Consider the following 23,506-nt stretch of genomic DNA (forward strand, 5'->3'; position numbering starts at 1 on the left):
CGGCCAGAATCCGGGACCCGCGTACCGCCATCTGGACGGGCGTGGCACCATCAGTGGAGTCGTCCAGCCGCAAGGAGATACCCCGTGCCTGCTCTGAGGTCCCGTACTGTCACCCACGGCCGCAACATGGCGGGCGCCCGCGCGCTCATGCAGGCCTCCGGGGTCGCCCGGGAGGACTTCGGCAAGCCGATCATCGCGGTGGCGAACAGCTTCACCGAGTTCGTCCCCGGCCACACCCACCTCGCACCGGTCGGCCGGATCGTGTCCGAGGCCATCCACGCGGCCGGTGGGATCGCGCGCGAGTTCAACACCATCGCCGTCGACGACGGGATCGCGATGGGTCACGGCGGGATGCTCTACAGCCTGCCGTCGCGGGACCTGATCGCGGACTCGGTCGAGTACATGGTCGAGGCGCACTGCGCGGACGCGCTGGTGTGCATCTCGAACTGCGACAAGATCACCCCGGGCATGCTGATGGCCGCGCTGCGGTTGAACATCCCGACCGTGTTCGTCTCCGGCGGCCCGATGGAGGCCGGCCGGGCGACGCTGGTCGACGGGACCGTGCGCAAGCTCGACCTGATCGACGCGATGTCCGAGGCGGTCAACGAGAACGTCTCCGACGCCGACATCCTGCGGATCGAAGAGAACGCCTGCCCGACCTGCGGCTCCTGCTCGGGCATGTTCACCGCGAACTCGATGAACTGCCTGACCGAGGCGATCGGCCTGTCGCTGCCCGGCAACGGCTCGGTGCTCGCCACCCACACCGCCCGCCGGGCGCTGTACGAGAAGGCCGGCGAGACCGTCGTACAGATCACCAAGCGGTACTACGACACCGACGACGCCACCGTGCTGCCGCGCTCGATCGCGTCCAAGGAGGCGTTCGGCAACGCGATGGCGCTGGACATCGCGATGGGCGGCTCGACCAACACGATCCTGCACCTGCTCGCGGCCGCCCAGGAGGCCGAGGTCGGCTTCGACCTGGACGACATCAACGCGGTGTCGCGCCGGGTGCCGTGCCTGGCCAAGGTCGCGCCGAACGTGGCGCCGAGCGGGACCTACTACATGGAGGACGTGCACCGGGCCGGCGGCATCCCGGCGATCCTCGGTGAGCTGCACCGGGCCGGACTGCTGAGCGAGAACGTGACCACCGTGCACAGCGACTCCATCGACGAGTGGCTGAAGACGTGGGACCTGCGCGGCGGTTCGCCGTCGCCGGAGGCGGTCGAGCTGTGGCACGCGGCGCCGGGGTGCAAGCGGTCGGCGACGGCGTTCTCGCAGTCGGAGCGGTGGGACACACTCGACACCGACGCGGCCAACGGGTGCATCCGCGATCTCGAGCACGCCTACTCCAAGGACGGCGGGCTCGCCGTACTGAAGGGCAACCTGGCTGTTGACGGTTGCGTGGTGAAGACAGCCGGTGTGGACGAGTCGATCTGGACGTTCCAGGGTCCTGCGGTGGTGTGCGAGTCGCAGGAGGAAGCGGTCGAGAAGATCCTCGCCAAGCAGGTCCAGCCGGGTGATGTCGTAGTGATCCGCTACGAGGGCCCGAAGGGCGGTCCGGGCATGCAGGAGATGCTCTACCCGACGTCGTTCCTGAAGGGCCGCGGCCTGGGCAAGGTCTGCGCGCTGGTCACCGACGGCCGCTTCTCCGGCGGTACGTCGGGACTCTCCATCGGCCACGCCTCACCCGAGGCGGCGTCGGGCGGCATCATCGCCCTGGTCCAGGACGGCGACCAGATCCGCATCGACATCCCGAACCGCTCGATCGAGCTGCTCGTGTCCGACGAGGAGCTCGACACCCGCCGCGCCGCGCTGAACGGCGTCTACGCGCCGAAGAACCGCGACCGCAAGGTCTCGCAGGCGCTCCGCGCGTACGCCGCCATGGCGACGAGTGCCGACAAAGGCGCCGTCCGCGACGTGACGAAGCTGGGGTGAACCTTCGGGCGGCTTGTACGACGATGTCGGCTGCCGGGTGAGTCCGGGCCACGGTGTAGTCGAGTTGTGGATTTTGGCTGGCGACACGCTGGCGGGGACGATCGAATGTGACGACTCGGTGAGCCATCCGGGGTCAGAGGGGGTCTTCCAGGTCGAAGGCGAGGACGATCGACTCGTACAGCTGGGCCTCCTGGTCGGGATGGAGGTGGCCGATCAGGCGGCCCAGCTGGAGCTTGGGGATCGTCTGGATGTTGTCGCAGGAGATCGCGCTGTCGTGGTCGAGGCCGTTGCGGCGGCCGACCGGGACCTCGGTGGACAGGCCGCGGATGGTGCTGGTGATCGGCGCGACCGTCACGTTGGTGAGGCGCGGGCGGATCAGCTCACGGGTCAGGACCACGACCGGCCGCGGCTTGTCCAGCCGGGCGATGTGGATCGGCCGCATCAGTCGAGGTCGCTGAGCACGGTCCCGGACGCGGCGGCGGCCAGGCCGTCCAGGTCCTCGTAATCACCGTGTTCGGCCAGGATGGCGAGATCGCGCGCGGCCAGCTCCCGGCGGCGCTCACGCTCCATCGCCCGGGCGACCACGGTAGCCCGGCTCGACGCCTTGTGGGCCGCCACCAGCTGGTCCATGAACTCGACCAGTTCGTCCGGCAACCGCACAGTGATTTGCTTACTCATACCAAAACCATACCAACCTGGGATTCAGATCGGTAGGGTCAGTTCGGGGCCATCGTCGACCAGCTGATGTCGGTGGCGGGGAGGGAGGGGAGGGCGGCGATGGCGGTCAGCTCGCTGTCCAGGAGGCCGACCAGTTGGGCCAGGCGGGACGTGGTGTCGGTGGCTTCCAGGAGTTTCTGGCGGTCGGGCGTGATCAGCGTCATCGCGGCCGAGATCAGGTAGGACAGGGTGCTCGGGTCGTCGGGGAGGTCGGCGATGTGCAAGCCGGGGCGGCTGATCTCGGTGACGGCAGCGGCGTACCGCCGGAACCGGTCGATCGCGATGGTCGCCGCGCCCAGCGGGTCGTCGCCGAGGCTCTCGACCAGCCACTCGACGTCCGCGACCAGGTAGTCGCCGCTGCCGTCCAGCTCCGCCACCTTGAACCGCCGGCTGCCGGTCAGCGTGATCTCGACCGGCCCGTCGTCGTCCGCGTCCAGCGTGATCTCGGAGATCGTCGCCGCGCAGCCGGTGCCGTACAGCGACCGGAACACCCGCTCGCCCAACTCGTACCCGTCCCGGACCGCGAGGGCGCCGCAGACCAGTTCGCCACCGTTCTCGACCAGGTCGCGGATCACCGCGCGCCCCTGGACGTCGGTGACCGGAATGGGGAGCACCAGCCCGGGGAAGATCACCGTGTCGACAGTGAGCAGCGGCAGGCGGGAGTCCATGCCGACGAGCTTAGTGCCCGCTACCCCGTGATCACGCCTCGTGACAGCCAGCCTGTGGATATGGGGCGAAGCTCGCGGGCCGTCACCACTAGACTGAGGCCATGATTCGCCGCGTCGACCTGCGGGGCCGAGTGGCGGCCGGTGAGGTGCCTGACCTCCAAGCCGAAGTGAACGCCCTCGTCCCCCGAGCCGTGTTCGACGTCGAGAAGGCTCTCGACGTCGTCCGACCGATCTGCCTGGACGTCCGCCATCGTGGACTCGAGGCGATCAGGGAGTACGGCGAGAAGTTCGACCATGTGCGAGTCGAGGACATCCGGGTTCCGGCCGACGCCCTGAAGACGGCGCTCGAGGAGCTCGACCCCGAGGTGCGCAGCGCGTTCGAGGAGTCGATCCGCCGGGTCCGCGAGGTCAGCCAGGACGAGCTGACCGCCGACATCGCCTCCGAGCCCGCGCCCGGCGGCCGGGTCACGCAGCGCTTCGTCCCAGTCCAGCGCGTCGGCCTGTACGTCCCGGGTGGCCGCGCGCCGCTGGCGTCGTCCGTGGTGATGAACGTCGTACCGGCGCAGGTGGCCGGTGTCCCGTCGCTTGCGATCGCATCCCCACCCCAGAAGGAGTTCGGCGGTCTGCCGCACCCGACTGTGCTCGCCGTGTGCGCGCTGCTCGGGATCGAAGAGGTCTACGCGATGGGCGGCGCGCAAGCGATCGCCGGGTTCGCCTACGGCTTTGACGGGTGCAAGAAGGTCAACCTGATCACGGGTCCCGGCAACATCTACGTCGTCGCGGCCAAGCGCTTCCTGCTCGGCGAGGTCGGCATCGACTCCGAGGCCGGCCCGACCGAGATCGCGATCCTGGCCGACGACACCGCCGACCCGGCGCACGTCGCCGCCGACCTGATCAGCCAGGCCGAGCACGACCCGATGGCCGCCAGCGTGCTGGTGACGCCGAGCGAGACCCTCGCCGCCAAGGTGGAGGCCGAGTTGCCGCTCCAGGTCGCCAGGACCAAGCACCAGGACCGCGTGACCGAAGCGCTCAACGGTCAGCAGTCGGCCGTCGTACTCGTGGACGACCTGGACCAGGGCACCGCGGTCGTGGACGCGTATGCCGCCGAGCACCTGGAGATCCAGACCGCGGACGCCGAGGAGCGGGCCGGGCTGATCACCAACGCCGGCGCGATCTTCGTCGGCGGCTGGTCGCCGGTGTCCCTGGGCGACTACTGCGCGGGGTCCAACCACGTGCTGCCGACCGCGGGCTGCGCCTGCCACTCGTCGGGCCTGTCCGTGCGCAGCTTCCTGAAGGCCGTGCACGTCGTGAACTACTCCCGCGAGGCCCTCCAGGACGTCGCCGGCCACGTGGTCGCGCTCGCCCACGCGGAGGACCTGCCGGCCCACGGCGCCGCGGTCAGCGTGCGATTCCCCGGGGAGAGCTGATGGGCCGCTTCGACGGGTTGCCGCTCCGCGACGAGCTGAAGAGCTTCGAGCCGTACGGCGCCCCGCAACTCGACGTCCCGATCCTGCTCAACGTCAACGAGAACCCGTACCCGCCCAGCGAGGAGACCGTCGCGGACATCACCGCGTCGGTCGCCGTGGCCGCTCGGGGCATGAACCGCTACCCGGACCGCGAGTTCCTCGACCTGCGCGCGGACCTCGCGGCGTACTTGGGCCGTGAGTCCGGGGCGCAGCTCACCGCCGAGCAGGTCTGGGCGGCGAACGGCTCCAACGAGGTCATGCTGCACATCCTGCAGGCCTTCGGCGGCCCGGGGCGTACGGCGCTGTCCTTCGCCCCGACCTACTCGATGTACCCGGAGTACGCGCGGGACACGAACACCGGCTGGGTGACCGGCCGCCGGGCCGAGGACTTCACCCTCGACCAGAGCAAGGCGCTGGCCGCGATCTCCCGGCACCACCCGTCCGTCGTGCTGCTCGCCTCGCCGAACAACCCGACCGGCACGGCGCTGCCGATCGAGGTGGTCGAGGCGATCGCCGCCCGCACGGCGGCGATGGGTGCCGTCTTGGTGGTCGACGAGGCGTACGCCGAGTTCCGCCGGACCGGGACTCCGAGTGCTGTCACGCTGCTGCCGTCGTACCCGAACCTGGCGGTCGCGCGGACGATGTCGAAGGCGTTCGCGATGGCCGGTGGCCGGGTCGGATACCTTGCCGCGAGCGAGCTGTTGGTGGACGCCCTGCGGATCGTGCGGCTGCCGTACCACCTGTCCGCGGTGACCCAGGCGGTCGCGCGGGCCGCGCTGCGGCACTCCGACGAGCTGCTCGGCCGGGTCGAGCAGTTGCGGGTCGAGCGGGACGAGACGGTCGACTGGCTGCGGTCGCTCGGCCTGCGCGCGGTCGACTCGGACGCGAACTTCGTCCTGTTCGGCACCTTCGCCGACCGGCACGCGGTCTGGCAGTCCCTGCTGGACGACGGCGTGCTGATCCGCGAGACCGGCCCGGACGGCTGGCTGCGGGTCTCGATCGGCACCGGCGCCGAGATGGCCGCATTCCGCGCTTCCCTGGAGCGCGTCCTCAAGACGGAAACGGGAAGGCTGACATGAGTCGCACCGCACGGATCGACCGGGAGACGAGTGAGTCGAAGGTTCTGGTCGAGCTGAACCTCGACGGTGAGGGCCGGGCCGACATCTCCACCGGGGTCGGGTTCTACGACCACATGCTCAACGCGCTGGCCAAGCACGCGTTGCTGGACCTGCACGTGAACACCGTCGGCGACCTCGAGATCGACGCCCACCACACCGTCGAGGACACCGCGATCGGGATCGGCCAGGCGCTGAAGGAGGCGCTGGGCGACAAGCGCGGCATCCGCCGGTTCGGCGACGCGACGGTGCCGCTGGACGAGGCGCTCGTGCACTGCACGGTCGACCTGTCCGGCCGGCCGTACTGCGTGCACACCGGTGAGCCGGACGGTCAGGTGTACGCGATCATCGGCGGCGACTACGCCGGTTCACTGACCCAGCACGTTTTCGAGACGCTCGCGTTCAACGCCGCGATCTGCGTCCACATCCGGGTGTTGTCCGGTCGCGACCCGCACCACATCGTCGAGGCCCAGTTCAAGGCCTTTGCCCGGGCCCTGCGGGCGGCGGCCGAGCCGGACCCACGGCAGCCGGGTATCCCCTCCACCAAGGGTGCCCTGTGAGCAAGAAGGTCGTCCTGCTCGACTACGGCTCGGGCAACATCCGGTCGGGGGAGCGGGCGCTGCAACGCGTCGGCGCGGACGTCACCGTCACCTCGGACTACGAGCAGGCGCTCAACGCCGACGGCCTGCTGGTCCCCGGCGTCGGCGCCTTCGAGGCCTGCATGACCGGGCTGAAATCAGTCCGCGGCGATGTCATCGTCGACCGCCGGCTCACCGGCGGCCGCCCGGTGCTCGGCATCTGCGTCGGCATGCAGATCCTGTTCGCCCGCGGAATCGAGCACGGCGTCGAGACCGAGGGCTGCGAGCAGTGGCCCGGGACGGTCGAGCGCCTGCAGCCGCAGAACGCCGAGCCGGTCCCGCACATGGGCTGGAACACCGTCGACGTCCCGGCCGGCACCGCGCTGTTCGACGGCATCGAGAAGGAGCGGTTCTACTTCGTCCACTCGTACGGCGTCCGCGCCTGGGAGCTCACCGGCACCCGCGAGTCGGTGACCCCGTTGGTGACCTGGACGACGTACGGCGAAGACCGCTTCGTCGCCGCGGTCGAGAACGGACCCCTCTCGGCCACCCAGTTCCACCCGGAGAAGTCCGGCGACGCCGGCGCCGCGTTGCTGGCGAACTGGGTTCGCTCGCTCTGACTCCGGCACGGGCCAAACCTCAGCGCCTCATGCGGAGAGGGTGAGGACGGCACCGGCTCCCCGGTGTGGGATGGATCGCGGCGGCAAGACATGTCGTCGTGATCGAGGGGGGTAGGCGATGGGTGGGATCAGCAGCACCACGGAACGGGCTTCCGGCGATCTGGCCGTGATGCCACGCTTCACCCGGGACAGCGTCCTGGCGGTGCCGAAGGACCGGATGCCGGATCACGAGATGCTGCCGCAGTCGGCGTACCAGATCGTCCGGGACGAGGTCATGCTGGACGGCAACGCCAGGTTCAACCTGGCCACGTTCGTGACCACGTGGATGGACGACGAGGCGGACCGGCTGTACGCCGAGACGGTCGACAAGAACATGGTCGACAAGGACGAGTACCCGCAGACGGCGGAGATCGAGAGCCGGTGCGTGCTGATGCTCGCCGATCTGTGGAACGCCCCGGACGCGGCGGACGCGATCGGGACGTCGACGACCGGAAGTTCCGAGGGCTGCATGCTCGGCGGGCTGGCGCTCAAACGGCGCTGGCAGCACGCCCGGCGGGCCGCGGGTAAGCCGGCCGATCGGCCCAACCTCGTGATGGGCCAGAACGTGCAGGTGGTGTGGGAGAAGTTCGCCGAGTACTGGGACGTCGAGCCGCGGTACGTGCCACTGGAGGGTGACGACCTCTACCTGACCGCCGACCGGGCCTTGCGGTTCGTGGACGAGAACACCATCGGAGTGGTCGTGGTGCTCGGTTCGACGATGGAAGGCAGCTACGAGCCGGTCGCCGAGATCTGTGCCGCTCTGGACGACCTGGAGCAGCGGACCGGATTGTCGGTGCCTGTGCACGTCGATGCCGCGTCCGGTGGCTTCGTGGCTCCGTTCCTGCAGCCTGACCTGGTGTGGGACTTCCGGCTACCGCGAGTGGCCTCGATCCAGGCGTCGGGTCACAAGTACGGGCTGGTCTACCCGGGCGTCGGCTGGGTGCTGTGGCGGCACAGCCAGAACCTGCCCGAGGAACTCGTCTTCAAGGTGAACTACCTCGGCGGTGACATGCCGACGTTCGCGCTGAACTTCTCCCGCCCCGGCGCGCAGGTCCTGCTGCAGTACTTCCAGTTCCTGCGACTCGGCCGGGACGGCTACCGGCGTATCCAGCAGACCTGTCAGGACGTCGCCGTCCACCTCAGCGACGCGATCAAGGAGATGCCCGCGTTCGAGCTGGTCTCGGACGGGCGCGACCTGCCGGTGTTCGCGTTCCGGATGGCCGACGGCATCACGAAGTACACGGCGTACGACGTGTCCCGGAAGCTGCGCGAGCGGGGCTGGCTGGTGCCGGCGTACACGATGCCGCCGAACCGGGAGGACCTGGTCGTGCTGCGGGTGGTGGTGCGCAACGGGTTCAGTCACGACATGGCCGAACTGTTCCTGCGGGACCTGCGGGTCGCGGTCGAGTGGCTCGACGGGCTGACGGCCCCGATGCCGCAGGAGAAGGCGCCGGCCGGGTTCCATCACTGACCGGTCGTGAACGGACAACGTCCGGTGATGTCCTGGGCAGCCGGCTTCCGGACCCGCCAGTTCATCCGGCAGAGCCTGTGGGTGGTGCCGCTGATCGGTGGCCTGGTCGGTGCGGTGCTGGCCGATGTCGACGTGTGGATCGAGGGCCGGATCTCCATGCCGCCGGAGTGGTCATACTCCGCGGGCACCGCGAACAGCGTGCTGTCGGCCGCCGCGGCGGCGATGGTCGGGCTGATCGGCTTCGTGGTCACGATCGGCGTGCTCGTCGTGCAGATGGCGACCGGCACGCTGTCGCCACGCTTCATGCGGCTGTGGTACCGGGATCGGCTGCAGCGGTTCGTGCTCGCGGCGTTCACGGCCACGTTCACGTTCACCTTCGCCCTGCTGCGCCATGTCGAGGCCGACTCCGTGCCCAACCTGGGCATCACCTTGGTCGGACTGGCGGTCGGCGCCGACCTGATCCTGCTGCTGTTGTACTTCGATCGATTCGTGCACGCCCTCCGGCCGGTCGCCGTCGCGGCGGCGATGGCCGAGGCCGGCATCGCGATCGAGGCCGAGGAGGACGGCCTCAGCACGGCTGCCGGGTCCGGCGATCAGAGCGACCGGCGCGGTACGCCGGGTGCGAGAGTGCCGGCGCCTCGGTCGGGAGCCATCCAGGACGTCGACATCACGGGTCTCGTCCGGTTCGCGGCGGCTCACGGGCTGGTCTGCGTCGTACCGCACACGATCGGTGACTTCGTGACGGCAGGGAGCGTGCTGATCGAGGTGCACGGGCCGGCGAGCGAGACCGACCTGCGCCGGTTGGCTTCGATGGTCGCGCTGGGCCGTGAGCGCACCATCGACCAGGACCCTGCCTTCGCACTGCGCATCCTGGTCGACATCGCCATCCGCGCGCTGTCCCCGGCGGTCAACGATCCCACCACGGCGTCTCAGGTGCTCGACCACATCGGCGATTTCCTGCTCCGGATCGGGTCCTCCGACCGCGCCTTCCGGGGGACCGCCCTGGACACCGACGGGCGGGTCCGCCTGGTGCTCCGGACCCGCGCCTGGGCGGACTATCTCGACCTCGGAGTGACCGAGATCCGCAACTACGGCGCCACCTCGCCGCAGATCTGCCGGCGGCTGCGGGCCATGCTCGAGGACCTGCGGGCCGGGGTTCTGCCCGCACGCCGAGCGGCCGTACAAGATCAGCTCGACGCCTTGGACCGGGCGACCGACGCTGCGTTCGCCGACCCGTTCAACCGTGCGGTGGCGCGAATGAGCGACCGGCAAGGCATCGGCACCACCCGGCCCGGCGAGACCTCCGATGCCCGCCGTTGACCCGAGACTGGTCACCCGGACGCGGGCGGTCAGGGAGTTGTTGCTGCGCGCTGCCGGCCTCGGGGTTGCGACATCGGTGTTGGTCGTCGCGCAGGCTTGGCTCCTGGCAGGGCTGCTCTCCAGGTCTTTCCAGAACGGCGCGGGGCTCGCCGAGTTGCGTAGTCCGCTACTGGTCCTGCTCGGCATCGTCAGCGCCCGCGCCGGACTCGCCTGGTGGGCAGAGTTGATGGCGTACCGGGCCGGTACGCAGGCCAAGTCGGAGCTGCGGATGTCCCTGCTTCGGCACGTTGTCGACCTGGGCCCGTCCTGGCTCGCGCGGCACCGCACCGCCGAGCTCGAGACGCTCGCCACCCGCGGCCTGGATTCCCTCGACGGCTACTTGACTCGCTACCTGCCACAACTGGTGCTGGCGATCGTCGTCCCCACCGCAGTCATCGTGGCGACCGTGACCCAGGACATCGTGGCCGCGGCGATTGTCGCTGTCACGGTTCCCCTGATCCCGCTGTTGATGGCCGTCGTCGGCGCCGGCTCCAAGGCTCAGGCGGCCAAGCGCCTCGCCACGCTCCAGCGTCTAGGGGGCCACTTTCTCGACAGCGTCGCCGGGCTGACGACGCTGAAGGTGTTCGGGCGGGCACGTTCGCAGGCAGCCCTGGTACGGCGCGCGACCGACGACTTCCGCAGGGAAACCATGGGCACGCTGCGAGTGGCTTTCCTGTCGTCCCTCGTGCTTGAGTTGCTCGCTTCGTTGTCGGTGGCAGTCGTCGCGGTGGCTGTCGGCATCCGGCTCGTCAGCGGTGGTCTCGACCTCTCGACCGGCTTGTTCGTGCTCATCCTGGCTCCTGAGGCCTATCTCCCACTGCGCACACTCGGTGCGAGCTTCCACGCCGCCACGGACGGCGCCGCCGCGGCAGACCAGGTGTTCACGGTGCTGGACAGCCCGCGTCCGGACCGGCGTACGGGCTCGAGTGTCCAGCGCTGCGCGTCGCTGGAACTGCGCATGGACGAGGTGTGTGTCAGCTATCCGGATCGGGCCGGACCGGCGCTCGACCGGGTCAGCCTGTCGATTCGGCCGAATGAAGTGGTGGCGTTGACTGGTCCGAGCGGCAGCGGGAAGTCGACCCTGATCGCCGTACTGCTGGGCTTCGTCGGTGTGGACTCCGGGCAGGTGACGGTCTGCGGGGTGGACCTTGCAGAGCTCGACCTGACCAGCTGGCGCCGGAATGTGGCGTGGGTTCCGCAACGGCCGTACCTGCTGGCCGCGAGCCTGGCCGACAACGTCAGGCTGGGCAGGCCGGACGCTGCCGAGGACGACGTGCGGCGGGCGATTCACGACGCCGGGCTGGAACAGCTGACCGAACGGCTGCCTCGGGGTCTCGCGACGCCGCTGGGCGAGCGCGGCACCGGTCTGTCCGCGGGGGAGAAGCAGCGCGTTGCGCTGGCGCGGGCGTTCTTGATGGATGCGCCTCTGCTCCTGCTGGACGAGCCGACGGCCAACCTGGACGGAGAGACAGAGGCGTCGGTCCTCGATGCGATCGTTCGATTGACCGTCGGACATACCGCGTTGATCGCCGCGCACCGTCCGGGGCTGGTCGCGCTGGCGGACCGGGAGATCCGGTTGGAGCGCGCGATGTCGCTGGAGCACCGATGAGGTCCGGCGTCACGACCCGGCTGGCTGCGGCGAGTCTGCTCGGAGCGGGTGGTGCCGCCGCCGGCCTCGGTCTCGCGGCGACCGCCGGCTGGCTGATCGCCCGCGCTTCCGAGCGCCCCAACATGGCCGCGCTGGGACTCGCCGTGGTCGGGGTGCGGTTCTTCGGGATCACTCGCGGGCTGCTCCGATACGCCGAGCGCCTGGTCGGCCATGATGCGGCCTTCCGTGCGCTGGCCGACGTACGGATGAAGGTGTACGCCGGGCTCGAGCGTCTCGCCCCGGCAGGCCTGCCGCGGTTCCGGAGCGGTGATCTGCTGGCCAGGTTCGTCGACGACGTGGATTCACTGCAGGACCTGCTGCTGCGCGTCGTCCCGCCGTACGTCGTTTTCGGTGCCTCCATCGGGTTGACGGCCGGTCTGGTGGGGACCTTGGTGCCGACCGCCGGTGTGGTGGTTGTGGTGGCCGCGCTGCTCTGCGCGACCGCCGTCCCCGTTCTCGCCAGGCACCTCGTGCGGCGGTCCGAGGCAAGCCAGTCGACGACCCGAGGCGAGTTGTCGACCGCGGTGGTCGACTTGGTCCACGGTGCGCCAGACCTGATCGCGTACGGCGCTGCGCAAGCGCAGTTGCGGCGGGCCGAGCGAGCCGATGCCGAGTTGAGCGCGGTGGCCCGGGGAGCTGCTCGCACCGCCGGGACCGGCTCCGGGCTCACCACACTGCTCGCGGGCCTGTGCGGCTGGGGTGTGCTCGTGGCCGGAATCGTTGCCGTCGACAACGGCCAGCTCCCGGGAGTCCTGCTCACCGTCGTCGTCCTGGTCTCGTTGGCCGCCTTCGAGCTGGTCACCGGGCTCCCGCAGGCCTTCGCGACCTTCGAGCGGGTACGACTGAGCCGCGCCCGGGTAGGCGCTCTCCTGGCTGTCGACGACCCGGTCCGCGAGCCGGCGAATCCGGTGCCGCTACCGGCCGCGCCGTACTCGATCCGCCTCCGCGGCGTGCGGGCGCGCTACCCGTCCGGACCGCTCGCGCTCGACGGAATCGACTTGGATCTGGCTCCTGGCGACCGCGTTGCGGTGGTCGGGCCAAGTGGGGCGGGCAAGTCCACGCTGGCCGCCGTACTGCTGCGGTTCCTCGACCTCGAGTCCGGTACGGCGTCGCTGAACGGGGTCTGTCTCGGCGACCTGGAATCGGAGGTACTCCGGCGGGTGGTCGGCGTGGCCGAGCAAGACGCTCATGTCTTCGACCGGACGATCGGCGACAACCTCCGCCTGGCGCGACCAGAGGCGACCGAGGCCCAGGTTCGGTCCGCATTGGCAGTGGTCGGGCTGCTGGCCTGGGTCGATGATCTGCCCAACGGCCTGGCCACCGAAGTCGGCGAGCACGGGGCCCGGCTCTCGGGCGGCCAGCGGCAGCGGCTCGTCGTCGCTCGCGCTCTGCTGGCGGACTTTCCGGTGCTGATTCTCGACGAGCCGACCGAGCATCTCGATCCGCGGGCCGCGGACGCGCTGACCTCGAACCTGCTCACCGCGGCCTCCGGGCGGACCACCCTGCTCATCACCCACCGGCTGAGCGGGCTGGAGGCCGTCGAGCGGATCGTGCTGCTGGAAGCGGGCCGGGTGGTCGAGTCGGGTACGCACGCGGAGCTGCTCGCGGCGGGCCGGGCGTACGCGCGGATCTGGGCCAGAGAACAGGCGGATCTCATCCACCGCGAGTGATGTCTCGATGGTGAGCCCGCGTGAGCCTGCCGGGGACGACGACTTTCGACGAGGGACGATCAGCCCGGGGGAGGGGGAGGGGATGGACCCGACCGATCTTGCGCGTATCCAGTTCGCCACGACCACCATCTACCACTTCGTCTTCGTCCCGGTGACGATCGGGCTGGCGTTCCTGGTGGCCGTCCTGCACACCAAGTGGTACCGATCGGGCAAGGACGACCACAAACGTTTGACCCGGTTCTTCGGCCACCTGCTGCTGATCAACATCGCCGTCGGGGTAGTCACCGGGCTGGTGCAGGAGTTCCAGTTCGGCATGAACTGGTCGGCGTACTCGCGGTTCGTCGGCGACGTGTTCGGCGCGCCGCTGGCGATGGAGGGATTGGCGGCGTTCTTCCTGGAGTCGACGTTCCTGGGGTTATGGGTCTTCGGCTGGAACGTGCTGCCCCGGCGGGTCCACCTGGCCACGATCTGGCTGGTCGCCGTCGGGGCCTCGCTCTCGGCCGCGTTCATCATGGCCGCGAACTCGTGGATGCAGCACCCGGTGGGCTACACCATCAACGCCGAGACCGGGCGGCCGGAGCTCAGTTCGATCGGCGACCTGTTCACGAACCCGGTGTTCGTGTGGGGTTACATCCACGTGCTGCTGGCCTCGCTGGTGACCGGAGCCGTGCTGATGCTGGCGGTGTCCGCGTGGCAGCTCCGGCGCCGCGCGGACGGCGGAATCTTCCGCGGGTCGGCAAAACTCGCGATCATCGCCCTGGTCCCGGCCTCGATCCTGGCGCTGGGGGTCGGCAGCCACCTCGGTGTGGTGGAGGCGGAGTACCAGCCGATGAAGATCTCCGCCGCCGAGGCTCAGTGGGAAACCTGTCAGCCCTGCTCGTTCTCGCTGTTCCAGATCGGCGGCGGCAGGAACGACGAGACACCGACACAGCTCATCGAAGTACCCCATCTGCTGTCCGTGCTGGCCACGGGAACGTGGGACGGCGAGGTGGAGGGCCTCAACGAACTGCAAGCGGCCGACGTCCAGCGGTACGGACCTGGCGAATACGTGCCGAACGTGTTCGTGCAGTACTGGTCGATGCGGGTGATGGCCTACCTCGGCAGCCTGACAACGCTGCTCGCGCTGTGGGGCGCGTGGCTGCTGTACCGCCGCAAACTGACGCAGTCGCGGGTGTTCCTCGCGGTGGCGACCTGGGCGGTGCTGGCGCCGTTCGTGATGAACACGGCCGGCTGGATGCTGACCGAGAACGGCCGCCAGCCGTGGCTCGTGCAGGGGCTGATGAAGACCGCGGACGGCGTTTCCTCCTCGGTCAGCACGACCGAGCTGGCGATCAGCATCGCGGTGCTCGTCATCGTCTACGTGCTGCTCGGGATCGTGTACGGCTTCCTGATGCTGCGCTACGCCCGGCGCGGCCTCGAGCTCGAGCATGCCGAGGAACCCGGCCGTGATCCCCGGACGCCGGCGATCACCTACTAGCGAGCGTTCCGGGAGGCGACTGTGGGACTACCCGAGCTGTGGTTCGTGATCATCGCGATCCTGTGGACCGGCTTCTTCGTGCTGGAGGGCTTCGACTTCGGTGTCGGGATGCTGCACCGGTTCGTCGGCCGGACCGGACGCGAGCGCCGGGTGGCGATCAACACGGTCGGCCCGTTCTGGGACGGCAACGAGGTCTGGCTGATCGTCGGCGGTGCGGCGATCTTCGCCGCCTTCCCGGACTGGTACGCCAGCTGGTTCTCGGCGGCCTACCTCGCGGTGGTGCTGCTGCTGGTGGCGCTGATCGCGCGCGGCGTGTCCTTCGAGTTCCGCGGCAAGGTCGACCGGCATGACTGGCGCCGGCTGTGGAGCGGCACGCTGATGACCGGGAGCCTGGTGGCGCCGCTGGTCCTCGGGATCGCTCTGGGTGACCTGGTCGCCGGCCTTCCGATCGACGCCGACGGTGAGTTCACCGGCACGTTCTGGGATCTCTTCACACCGTTCGGCCTGTGGACCGGGGTGACGCTGGTGGTGCTCTGCCTCGTGAACGGGGGGACGTTCCTGGGCATCAGGACGACTGACGCACTGCGTACGCAGGCACATCGCGCCGCGCGGTGGTTCGGCTGGGTGAGCTTCGTGGTGGTCACGGTCTACGCAGTCTGGATCCTGGTCATCTCCGACCACGGCTGGACGCCGGTCGTGCTGCTGGCGGTCTGCCCGGCAGCGCTGGCCGTCTCCATCTGGGCAGTGCACGCGGCACGCGACGGTACGGCGTTCGTCCTGTCGGCGACGGCGATGGCGTGTGCTGTGGCCGGACTGTTCGCCGCTCTCTACCCCGAGGTCCTCGTCTCCAGCACGGACGCCGCGTACAGCCTCACCGTGACCAACGCGGCATCCGCCGACTACGCGCTCACCGTGATGAGCGTTGTCGCGTTGATCTTCATGCCCTTGGTGCTGGCCTACCAGGCCTGGACGTACGTCGTCTTCCGTCATCGGCTGAGTACCTAGGCCACGTCACCCGCCACGGGTGATTCATCCGCGCTGCACACGTCGAAAGGTAGAAGGATGGCAGCCGATCAGCACTACGACGTGATCATCATCGGTACCGGTGCGGGCGGGGGGACGCTGGCCCATCGGCTGGCGCCGTCCGGTCAGCGGGTGCTGCTGCTCGAACGGGGGGACTACCTGCCACGAGAACGCGAGAACTGGGACTCCTCGGCGGTGTTCGTCCAGGGCCGGTACCGGGCCCCGGAGTTCTGGTACGACGAACACGGCCACGAGTTCCCGCCGGAGACCAATTACTACGTGGGTGGAAACACCAAGTTCTACGGCGCCGCGCTGTTCCGGCTGCGACCGCAGGACTTCGGTGAACTGCGGCACCACGGCGGCGTGTCACCCGCCTGGCCGCTGGGGTACGACGACTTCGAGCCGTACTACACCGAGGCCGAGCATCTCTACCGGGTCCATGGCCGTCACGGTGAGGATCCCACCGAGGGGCCGGCCAGTGCGCAGTACAAGTTCGCGCCGGTCGAGCACGAGCCCCGGATCCAGCAGTTGAGCGACGACCTCGAGAAGCAGGGGCTGCATCCGTTCCACCTGCCGATCGGCGTCGATCTCCTGCAGGACGACCAGGGTCGGGCGACCCGGGACAGCGCTTGCATCCGGTGCGACCGGGTGGACGGTTTCCCCTGCCTGCTCCAAGCGAAGTCGGACGCGCAGGTGATCTGCGTCGACCCGGCGCTGCAGCACGAGAACGTCTCGATGCTGACGAACGCGCACGTCCTGCGGCTCGAGACCGACCCGGGCGGGCGAACCGTCTCGCAGGTGGTGACCGAGATCGACGGGTCCACCGTGCAGTTCAGCGCGGACCTCGTGGTCGTCTCCTGCGGCGCGGTCAATTCCGCCGTACTGCTGCTGAAATCGGCGAACGACCGCCATCCGCAGGGGCTCGCGAACAGCTCGGACGTCGTCGGCCGGCACTACCTGCGGCACAACAACCTGGCGCTGATGGCGGTGTCGAAGGAGCCGAACCCGACCCGGTTCGAGAAGACCCTGGCGATGAACGACTGGTACCTCGGCGACGACGACTGGGACTACCCGCTCGGCGGGATCCAGATGCTGGGCAAGTCCGACGCCGAGCAGGTCCGCAGCGGCGCGCCGCGGTGGGCCGGCAAGATCTCACCGAACATGCCGTTCGAGACCATCGCCCACCATGCGGTCGACTTCTGGCTGTGCGGTGAGGATCTTCCGCAGCCGGACAACCGGGTCACGGTGCGCGCGGACGGCTCGATCCAGCTGGCCCTCGACGAGAAGAACAACGTCGAGGGCGTCCACCGGCTCCGGCACAAGCTGGAGGGCATGCTCGGCGACCTCGGCATGCACGAACACCGGCTGCTCGACCACAGCATCTACCTGCACAAGGGAATGCCGATCGGCGCCACCGCTCACCAGGCCGGCACCGTGCGGTTCGGCGACGACCCGGCCAGCTCCGCGCTCGACGTGAACTGCAAGGCCCACGACCTCGACAACCTCTACGTCGTCGACACCAGCTTCTTCCCGAGCATCGGCGCCGTGAACCCCTCGCTGACCGCGATCGCGAACGCGCTCCGGGTCGGCGACCACATCATCGACCGGCTCGGCTGAGACCGGCTGAACTGGACTGAACAGGAGAAGTTCTATGCCAACCGCCGACATGGATGCGCTGGTCATCTTCGGTGCGACCGGTGACCTCGCGAAGCTGGAGACCTTCCCTGCCCTGGTCGGACTGGTCGACCGGGGTGTGCTCGACGTACCGATCGTCGGGGTGGCCAAGAGCGGCTGGGGACTCGACCAGTTCCGCGCCTACGCGGAGGCGTCGTTGCGGGCCAACGGGATCGATCCGGCCACCCCCGCGGCGGCCGGCATGCTCGGCCTGCTGCGCTACGTCGACGGCGACCTCGACGACGATGCGACGTATGCCGCGATGGCCGACGAGGTCGGCGCCGGCGGACGGGCGCTGTTCTACCTCGAGGTGCCGCCGCCGCTGTTCGGCCGGATCGCCGAGGGCATCGCGACCGCGGGCAAGGCCGAAGGAGCCCGGGTGATGGTCGAGAAGCCGTTCGGCACCGACCTGGCCAGCGCCCAGCAGCTCAACGCGACGATGAACCGGGTGTTCCCCGACGACGCCATCTACCGGGTGGACCACTGGCTCGGCCTGGACCCGCTGGAGAACGTGCTGTTCGCCCGCTTCGCCAACTCGGTGATCGAACCGCTGCTCAACCGCGACCACGTGGAGAGCATCCAGATCACCATGGCGGAAGCCTTCGACGTCGCTGACCGGGGCAGCTTCTACGACCGCACCGGTGCGATCCGCGACGTCCTGCAGAACCACATGCTGCAGGTGCTCGCGAGCGTCCTGGCGGACCCGCCGGGTCGTCTCGACGACGCCGCCTGGCGGGCGCAGAAGACAGCGCTCATCAATTCCCTCCGCCCACTCACCGCCGAGGACACGGTGCTCGGCCAGTACGAGGGCTACCACGACGTCGCCGGTGTCGATCCGCAGTCGCGGACCGAGAGCTACGTCGCGGTCCGTCTCGCCCTCGACACCTGGCGCTGGTCCGGCGTGCCGATCGCGATCCGCGCCGGGAAGTGCATGCCGGTCACCGCGACCGAGGTGGCGATCCGGTTCCGCCGTCCGCCGCAGGACTTCTTCCAGTTGGGGCGTGCCGCCGACACGAACCAGCTGCGGTTCCGGATCTGGCCGGAGAGCCAGGTCGGGATCACCCTGACCGGCAAGAAGCCCGGCGCCGGCTGGACCCCGCAGGCCGAGGACCTCACGTTCGCCGAGGCGCCGGGATCCGACCAGCGGCCGTACGACCGGCTGATCGGCGCGGCGCTCGCGGGCCGGCAGGCGCTCTTCGCCGCGCAGGACACGGTCGAGGCAGCCTGGCGAGTGGTCGAGCCGGTGCTCGGTGACGTCGTACCCGTCGTCACCTATGCCAAGGGCAGTTGGGGGCCGAAGGAGGCCGACGCCCTGCTGCCGCACGACGTGATCTGGCACGACCCGGCCGGATGATCCAGGGGGCGGATCGATGAGACTGCGAACCAGGGGCGGTGCAGCGGATCGGTCGGAGCCTCGCCGGGTGGTGATCGTGGGGGGAGGCTTCGCCGGGCTGTTCGCGGCGCGCGCGTTCCGGCGGCGACCCGTGCAGGTCACCATCGTCGACCGCGCGGCGCACCACCTGTTCCAGCCGCTGCTGTACCAGTGCGCGACCGGGATGCTGTCCGAAGGGCAAATCGCCGTGCCGCTGCGGGCGATCCTGCGCCGGCACCACAACATCGAGTGCGTGCTCGCCGAGGTCACCGGTGTCGACGTCGAGGCCCGCGTCGTGCACGCGACCCGGCCGACCGGCGGCGACATCGAGTTCCCGTACGACGACCTGATCCTGGCCGCGGGCGTCCGGCAGTCGTACTTCGGGCACGACGAGTTCGCCAGGTTCGCACCCGGGATGAAGACGCTGGCCGACGCCTTGCTGATCCGGCGCCGGATCTTCGGCGCCTTCGAGATGGCCCAGTCGGCCACCGACCCCGCGGAGCGCCGGCGGTGGCTGTCGTTCGCGCTGGTCGGCGCCGGGCCGACGGGTGTCGAGCTGGCCGGGCAGATCCGTGAGCTCGCCACGTCGACGCTGAGCAGGCAGTTCCAGGACTTCGATCCCACCGAGGCCAAGGTGCTGCTCTTCGACGGTGGCGACGCGCCGCTCGCGCCGTTCGGCCCGAAGCTGTCCGCCAAGGCGGCTGCCGCGCTGACCGACCTCGGCGTCGAGCTCCACCTGGGGTCGATCGTCACCGACGTGAACCAGAACGGGCTGGTGGTCCGCGGGCGCGACGGTGTGCACACGCCGTACGACGTGGGAACTGTGCTGTGGGCCGCCGGCGTGTCGGCGCCGCCGGTCGCCGACGTGCTCGCCAAGGCGGCCGGCGCGGAGCAGGACCGCGCCGGGCGGATCAAGGTCGAACCGGACCTCACCCTGCCTGGTCACCCGGAGATCTCGGTGGTCGGCGACGTGATGAGCCTCGACGACCTGCCCGGTGTCGGCGAGGTGGCGATGCAGACCGGCTACTACGCGGCGAAGCGGATCCGGAACGAGGTGGACGGGCGGACCGATCCGCCGAAGCCGTTCCGGTACCGCGACCTGGGTTCCGCGGCGTACATCGCGCGCGGTCAGGCGGTCGTCGAGGTCGGTCCGGTCCGCCTCAGCGGCAGGATCGGCTGGCTGGCCTGGCTCGGCATCCACATCGCCTTCCTGACCGGGTTCCGCAACCGCTTCGGGGCGGTGCTCAGCTGGGCGATCGCCTTCAGCCGGGAGACCCGGCGCGAACGAGCCTTCACGATGCAGCAGGTCGCGCCCGGTGGCGCCGATCTCTACCGCAACCGAACAGGAGACGATCCCTGATGCCTGAGTACCCACCCATCGCCGACCACGGACTGATCGGCGACCTGCAGACCGCCGCGCTGGTGTCCACCGACGGGTCGATCGACTGGTACTGCTGCCCGAGGTTCGACTCGCCGAGCGTTTTCGGCGCGTTGCTCGACCAGGAGCGCGGTGGCTTCTTCCGGGCCCGCGCGGTCGGCGCCGACGTCACGAGCCGGCAGCTGTACTTCCCGGACACCGCGATTCTGATCACCCGGTTCCTGACCAAGGATGGCGTGGGCGAGGTCATCGACTTCATGCCGCCGAGCGGCAAGCAGCCCACGGCCAACCACCAGATCATGCGGATGGTTCGCTGTGTCCGCGGGCGGATCAAGTTCGAGGTGGACATCCGGCCCCGGTTCGACTACGGCCGCAAGCCGCACGAGCTGCAGGTGGTAGGTCCGGGCGCCGTCTTCGTGACCGACGACCTGAGTCTGACCGTGCACATCGTCCGCGAGCCTGATGACGAGCGGCTGGCGCAGGCCCGGGCCGACGACGGCGACATCCACGTCGACATCGAGATGACGGCCGGGCAGACCCGGGGGATCGTGCTGGAGTCGGCGGCCGACGGGCCACCGCGGGAGATCAGGGTCGCGGAGTTCACCGCGATGTTCGACGACGCGGTGAACTTCTGGCGCGACTGGCTGTCCACGTCGACGTACACCGGCCGCTGGCGAGAGATGCTGCAGCGCTCGGCGATCACCCTGAAGCTGATGACCTATGCGCCGACCGGCGCGCTGATTGCCGCGCCCACCGCCGGACTGCCCGAGCAGGTCGGTGGTGAGCGCAACTGGGACTACCGCTACACCTGGGTGCGGGATGCGTCGTTCTCCGTGTACGCACTGCTCGGAATGGGCTTCACCCAGGAGGCGGCCGAGTTCTGCGCCTGGCTGCGGGACCGGGTGCACGAGAAGGCCACGGGGCCGAGCGGTCCGCTCAACATCATGTACCGCGTGGACGGTTCGACCGACCTGACCGAGGAGTCCCTGGACCACCTCGACGGGTACCGCGGGTCCCGCCCGGTGCGGATCGGCAACGGCGCCTCGGGCCAGCGGCAGATGGACATCTTCGGTGAGGCGCTGGACAGCATCTATTTCGCCGACGAGCACGGCATCGAGCTCGATCACCACGGCTGGATCGCGCTGCGTGGCATCGTCGACTGGCTGACCGACCACTGGGACCTTCCGGACGAAGGTATCTGGGAGACCCGTGGCGGGCAGCAGGACTTCACCTACGGCCGGGTGATGAGCTGGGTCGCCTTCGACCGGGCCATCCGGCTGGCCGCGAAGCACGGCCGGCCGGCGGCGCTGGACCGCTGGGAGCACAGCCGGGACGCGGTCTACCACCAGGTCATGCACCGCGGCTGGAACGAGAAGACCGGCGCCTTCGTGCAGCACTACGACGACATCGTCCTCGACTCGTCGATGTTGCGGATGGCAACGGTCGGGATGATCACGCCGAACGACCCGATGTGGCGGTCCACGCTGGACGCGATGGCGGCCGAGCTCGTCGTCGACAGCCTGGTCTACCGCTACGACCCGGCCGCCTCGCCGGACGGACTCGCGGGCGACGAAGGAACGTTCTCACTGTGCACCTTCAGCTACGTCGACGCCCTGGCCCGGGCGGGCCGGCTGGAGGAGGCACGGCTCATCTTCGAGAAGATGCTCACCTACGCCAACCACGTGGGGCTGTACTCGGAGGAGATCGGCTTGACCGGTGAGCAGCTCGGCAACTTCCCGCAGGCCTTTACCCACCTGGCGCTGATCGACGCGGCGATCACCCTCGACGCGGCGCTGGACCAGGCGAAGGCTGCCGGAAACCACGTCGTGATGGACGTCGCGGCCGCGCGCCGCCGGGCGGATGCGGTGGCGACCTGATCGGCGTCAGGGACGGGTTTCGTCGACCGCGTCGCGGGTGCGGGCGAGCCGGGTGTCGATGGCGACCGCGATCGCCGGGTACACCAGGACCGACAGCACGCCCGCACCCACGAGCGCGGCGGCGTTCTCGGGCAGCATGTGGCCGGTCTCGAGCCCGATCTCGCTGAGGGCGACGAGCAACGGCAAGGCCGTCGACACCACGAACGTGAGCTCGAGGCGTCGCGGCCAGGGGAGCGCGGATCGGTACACCAGCAGCGTCGGCAGACCGCGTACGACGAGCAGCAGCACGAACAACAGGAACAGGCGCGCAGGTGCCTCGAGGATCGACTGGAGGTCGAGACTCATCCCCGACGACACGAAGAAGATGGGGATGAAGAAGCCATACCCGATGGCATCGAGCTTGTGGTCCAGAGCCTCGCCGTCCCCGGGTGCCCAGCGGCGCAGGACGACGCCGGCCACGAAGGCGCCCAGCACGACGTCGAGCCCGAAGTTGTCGGCGACGACGAGCAGCAGCAACAACATCGCGACCGTCCACCGCAGCGTCGTCTGTGAGGTCGCGTGCTGCCCCTCGGACAGGATCCGCGCGACCCTGCCGCCGCGCCCCAGCCTGGGGGCCAGGCTCAGCAGCAGCCCGAGGACGCCCATCGCGACCAGCGAGATGAGCCCGATGAACCGGCCGTGCGACCCGAGGAAGATCGCGATCGCCACGATCGGCAGGAACTCCCCGACCGCCCCGGCGGCCAGCACGTAGGAGCCGAACGACCCGCGCAGCATGTTGTGGTCCCGCAGGATCGGCAACAGCGTTCCGAGCGCCGTCGTCGTCAGTGCGAGCGCGACCGGCACGAACGCCCGCACAACTCCCAGCGCAGCGAGCGTCGCGACGACCGCGACGGCCAGGGTCGCGGTGACTAGCCAGCCGACGACCGCGAGCTTGCCGGCTCGCTGCCGGAAGACCGCCAGGTCGAGCTCGTAGCCCGCCAGCAGGAACAGGAACCCGAGTCCGACATTTGCGAGCAGCTCGATGCTCTCCGGGTCAGCCAGGTCCAGCATCTCCGGCCCGACCACCACCCCGCCGAGAATGAGTACCACCACCTGGGGAATCCGGAACCGGCCGAACAGCCCGACGAACACGGGTGTCAGCGCGGCCACCAGCGCGACCACGAAGAGGCTGGTCAGTCCCCGACCGAGTTCGGTGCTCATCCCGCCAGCCTGACGGCCGGCCGGCGCCGGAAACCTCCCCCAGCCAGGACGATCGCCGCCGGATCGCGACCTGATGACCGCGCAGCGGGACCGACTACTCTGATACCAGTGCCATAGCTGGTTTTACCCCTGACCAGGGATCACGGTTGGGTGCCGGTGTCCGATTTTCGGGCTGCGAGGACTTCAAAGTCGGCAGTCGCGGTGTCACACTCACTCGCC

19 protein-coding genes are annotated in these 23,506 nt (G+C 69.4%); 15 read left to right on the plus strand and 4 right to left on the minus strand.

Translation table 11 applies throughout. The features are described 5' to 3' along the window. The first annotated feature begins 84 nt into the window (after nt 1-84). The gene (gene ilvD / locus ACIBL3_RS07395) at nt 85-1,935 is read left to right on the plus strand and encodes a dihydroxy-acid dehydratase (RefSeq protein WP_396352408.1); all 1,851 of its coding nucleotides are present in this window, start codon (nt 85-87) and stop codon (nt 1,933-1,935) included. 133 nt (nt 1,936-2,068) lie between these two features. Here the strand turns inward: ilvD and ACIBL3_RS07400 are convergent, their stop codons facing one another. The 3 genes from ACIBL3_RS07400 to ACIBL3_RS07410 are packed head-to-tail and all read right to left on the minus strand — an operon-like array spanning nt 2,069 to nt 3,320. Then, entirely contained in the window at nt 2,069-2,377 is a 309-nt protein-coding gene (locus ACIBL3_RS07400; protein WP_396352409.1) for a type II toxin-antitoxin system PemK/MazF family toxin, read from the minus strand. Next, a complete protein-coding gene (locus tag ACIBL3_RS07405) occupies nt 2,377-2,613 on the minus strand; it encodes a ribbon-helix-helix domain-containing protein (protein WP_396352410.1) in 237 nt (78 codons plus the stop codon). Before ACIBL3_RS07405 ends, ACIBL3_RS07400 begins: the two co-directional genes overlap by 1 nt. A 38-nt stretch (nt 2,614-2,651) precedes the next feature. Next, nucleotides 2,652-3,320, minus strand: coding sequence for an LON peptidase substrate-binding domain-containing protein (locus ACIBL3_RS07410; RefSeq protein ID WP_396352411.1), 669 nt, complete (start codon nt 3,318-3,320; stop codon nt 2,652-2,654). A gap of 101 nt (nt 3,321-3,421) precedes the next feature. Here ACIBL3_RS07410 and hisD point away from each other — a divergent pair, with 101 nt between their 5' ends. The 14 genes from hisD to ACIBL3_RS07480 all read left to right on the plus strand — a co-directional run bounded on the left by hisD (nt 3,422) and on the right by ACIBL3_RS07480 (nt 22,087). Continuing rightward, the gene (hisD, locus tag ACIBL3_RS07415; protein ID WP_396352412.1) at nt 3,422-4,747 is read left to right on the plus strand and encodes a histidinol dehydrogenase; all 1,326 of its coding nucleotides are present in this window, start codon (nt 3,422-3,424) and stop codon (nt 4,745-4,747) included. Beyond that, complete coding sequence (locus ACIBL3_RS07420; protein WP_396352413.1) at nt 4,747-5,865, plus strand: histidinol-phosphate transaminase; 1,119 nt, start codon at nt 4,747-4,749, stop codon at nt 5,863-5,865. The genes hisD and ACIBL3_RS07420 overlap by 1 nt, the downstream gene beginning before the upstream one ends. Next, nucleotides 5,862-6,461, plus strand: coding sequence for an imidazoleglycerol-phosphate dehydratase HisB (gene hisB, locus ACIBL3_RS07425; RefSeq protein WP_396352414.1), 600 nt, complete (start codon nt 5,862-5,864; stop codon nt 6,459-6,461). The genes ACIBL3_RS07420 and hisB overlap by 4 nt, the downstream gene beginning before the upstream one ends. Beyond that, nucleotides 6,458-7,099 (plus strand): imidazole glycerol phosphate synthase subunit HisH, encoded by a 642-nt coding sequence (gene hisH, locus ACIBL3_RS07430; protein WP_396352415.1) that lies wholly within the window; start codon nt 6,458-6,460, stop codon nt 7,097-7,099. The genes hisB and hisH overlap by 4 nt, the downstream gene beginning before the upstream one ends. A gap of 118 nt (nt 7,100-7,217) precedes the next feature. Next, complete coding sequence (locus tag ACIBL3_RS07435) at nt 7,218-8,609, plus strand: glutamate decarboxylase (RefSeq protein WP_396352416.1); 1,392 nt, start codon at nt 7,218-7,220, stop codon at nt 8,607-8,609. A 27-nt stretch (nt 8,610-8,636) separates the two neighbouring features. Then, nucleotides 8,637-9,929: a DUF2254 domain-containing protein gene (locus ACIBL3_RS07440; RefSeq protein WP_396352417.1), complete on the plus strand. Its 1,293-nt coding sequence runs from the start codon at nt 8,637-8,639 to the stop codon at nt 9,927-9,929. Continuing rightward, entirely contained in the window at nt 9,916-11,577 is a 1,662-nt protein-coding gene (cydD, locus tag ACIBL3_RS07445) for a thiol reductant ABC exporter subunit CydD (protein WP_396352418.1), read from the plus strand. Before ACIBL3_RS07440 ends, cydD begins: the two co-directional genes overlap by 14 nt. Further along, nucleotides 11,574-13,286, plus strand: a complete 1,713-nt coding sequence (gene cydC / locus ACIBL3_RS07450; RefSeq protein WP_396352419.1) for a thiol reductant ABC exporter subunit CydC — start codon at nt 11,574-11,576, stop codon at nt 13,284-13,286. Before cydD ends, cydC begins: the two co-directional genes overlap by 4 nt. 82 nt (nt 13,287-13,368) lie before the next feature. Further along, a complete protein-coding gene (locus ACIBL3_RS07455) occupies nt 13,369-14,763 on the plus strand; it encodes a cytochrome ubiquinol oxidase subunit I (protein WP_396352420.1) in 1,395 nt (464 codons plus the stop codon). A gap of 21 nt (nt 14,764-14,784) precedes the next feature. Next, nucleotides 14,785-15,768, plus strand: coding sequence for a cytochrome d ubiquinol oxidase subunit II (gene cydB, locus ACIBL3_RS07460; RefSeq protein WP_396352421.1), 984 nt, complete (start codon nt 14,785-14,787; stop codon nt 15,766-15,768). Nucleotides 15,769-15,825: 57 nt separating this feature from the next. Next, nucleotides 15,826-17,403, plus strand: a complete 1,578-nt coding sequence (locus ACIBL3_RS07465; RefSeq protein WP_396352422.1) for a GMC oxidoreductase — start codon at nt 15,826-15,828, stop codon at nt 17,401-17,403. Nucleotides 17,404-17,437: 34 nt separating this feature from the next. Continuing rightward, the gene (gene zwf / locus ACIBL3_RS07470) at nt 17,438-18,814 is read left to right on the plus strand and encodes a glucose-6-phosphate dehydrogenase (RefSeq protein WP_396352423.1); all 1,377 of its coding nucleotides are present in this window, start codon (nt 17,438-17,440) and stop codon (nt 18,812-18,814) included. Nucleotides 18,815-18,881: 67 nt separating this feature from the next. Further along, nucleotides 18,882-20,192: an NAD(P)/FAD-dependent oxidoreductase gene (locus tag ACIBL3_RS07475; protein WP_396352424.1), complete on the plus strand. Its 1,311-nt coding sequence runs from the start codon at nt 18,882-18,884 to the stop codon at nt 20,190-20,192. After that, nucleotides 20,192-22,087 (plus strand): glycoside hydrolase family 15 protein, encoded by a 1,896-nt coding sequence (locus tag ACIBL3_RS07480; RefSeq protein WP_396352425.1) that lies wholly within the window; start codon nt 20,192-20,194, stop codon nt 22,085-22,087. The genes ACIBL3_RS07475 and ACIBL3_RS07480 overlap by 1 nt, the downstream gene beginning before the upstream one ends. 6 nt (nt 22,088-22,093) lie before the next feature. On the opposite strand, the gene ACIBL3_RS07485 is transcribed toward ACIBL3_RS07480, so the two are convergent. Then, nucleotides 22,094-23,287 carry a cation:proton antiporter gene (locus tag ACIBL3_RS07485; protein ID WP_396352426.1) on the minus strand — a complete coding sequence of 398 codons (1,194 nt, stop codon included), beginning with the start codon at nt 23,285-23,287 and terminating at the stop codon, nt 22,094-22,096. Nucleotides 23,288-23,506: the final 219 nt, after the last annotated feature.

The sequence above is a fragment of the Kribbella sp. NPDC050124 genome (assembly GCF_044460355.1).
Lineage (GTDB): Bacteria > Actinomycetota > Actinomycetes > Propionibacteriales > Kribbellaceae > Kribbella.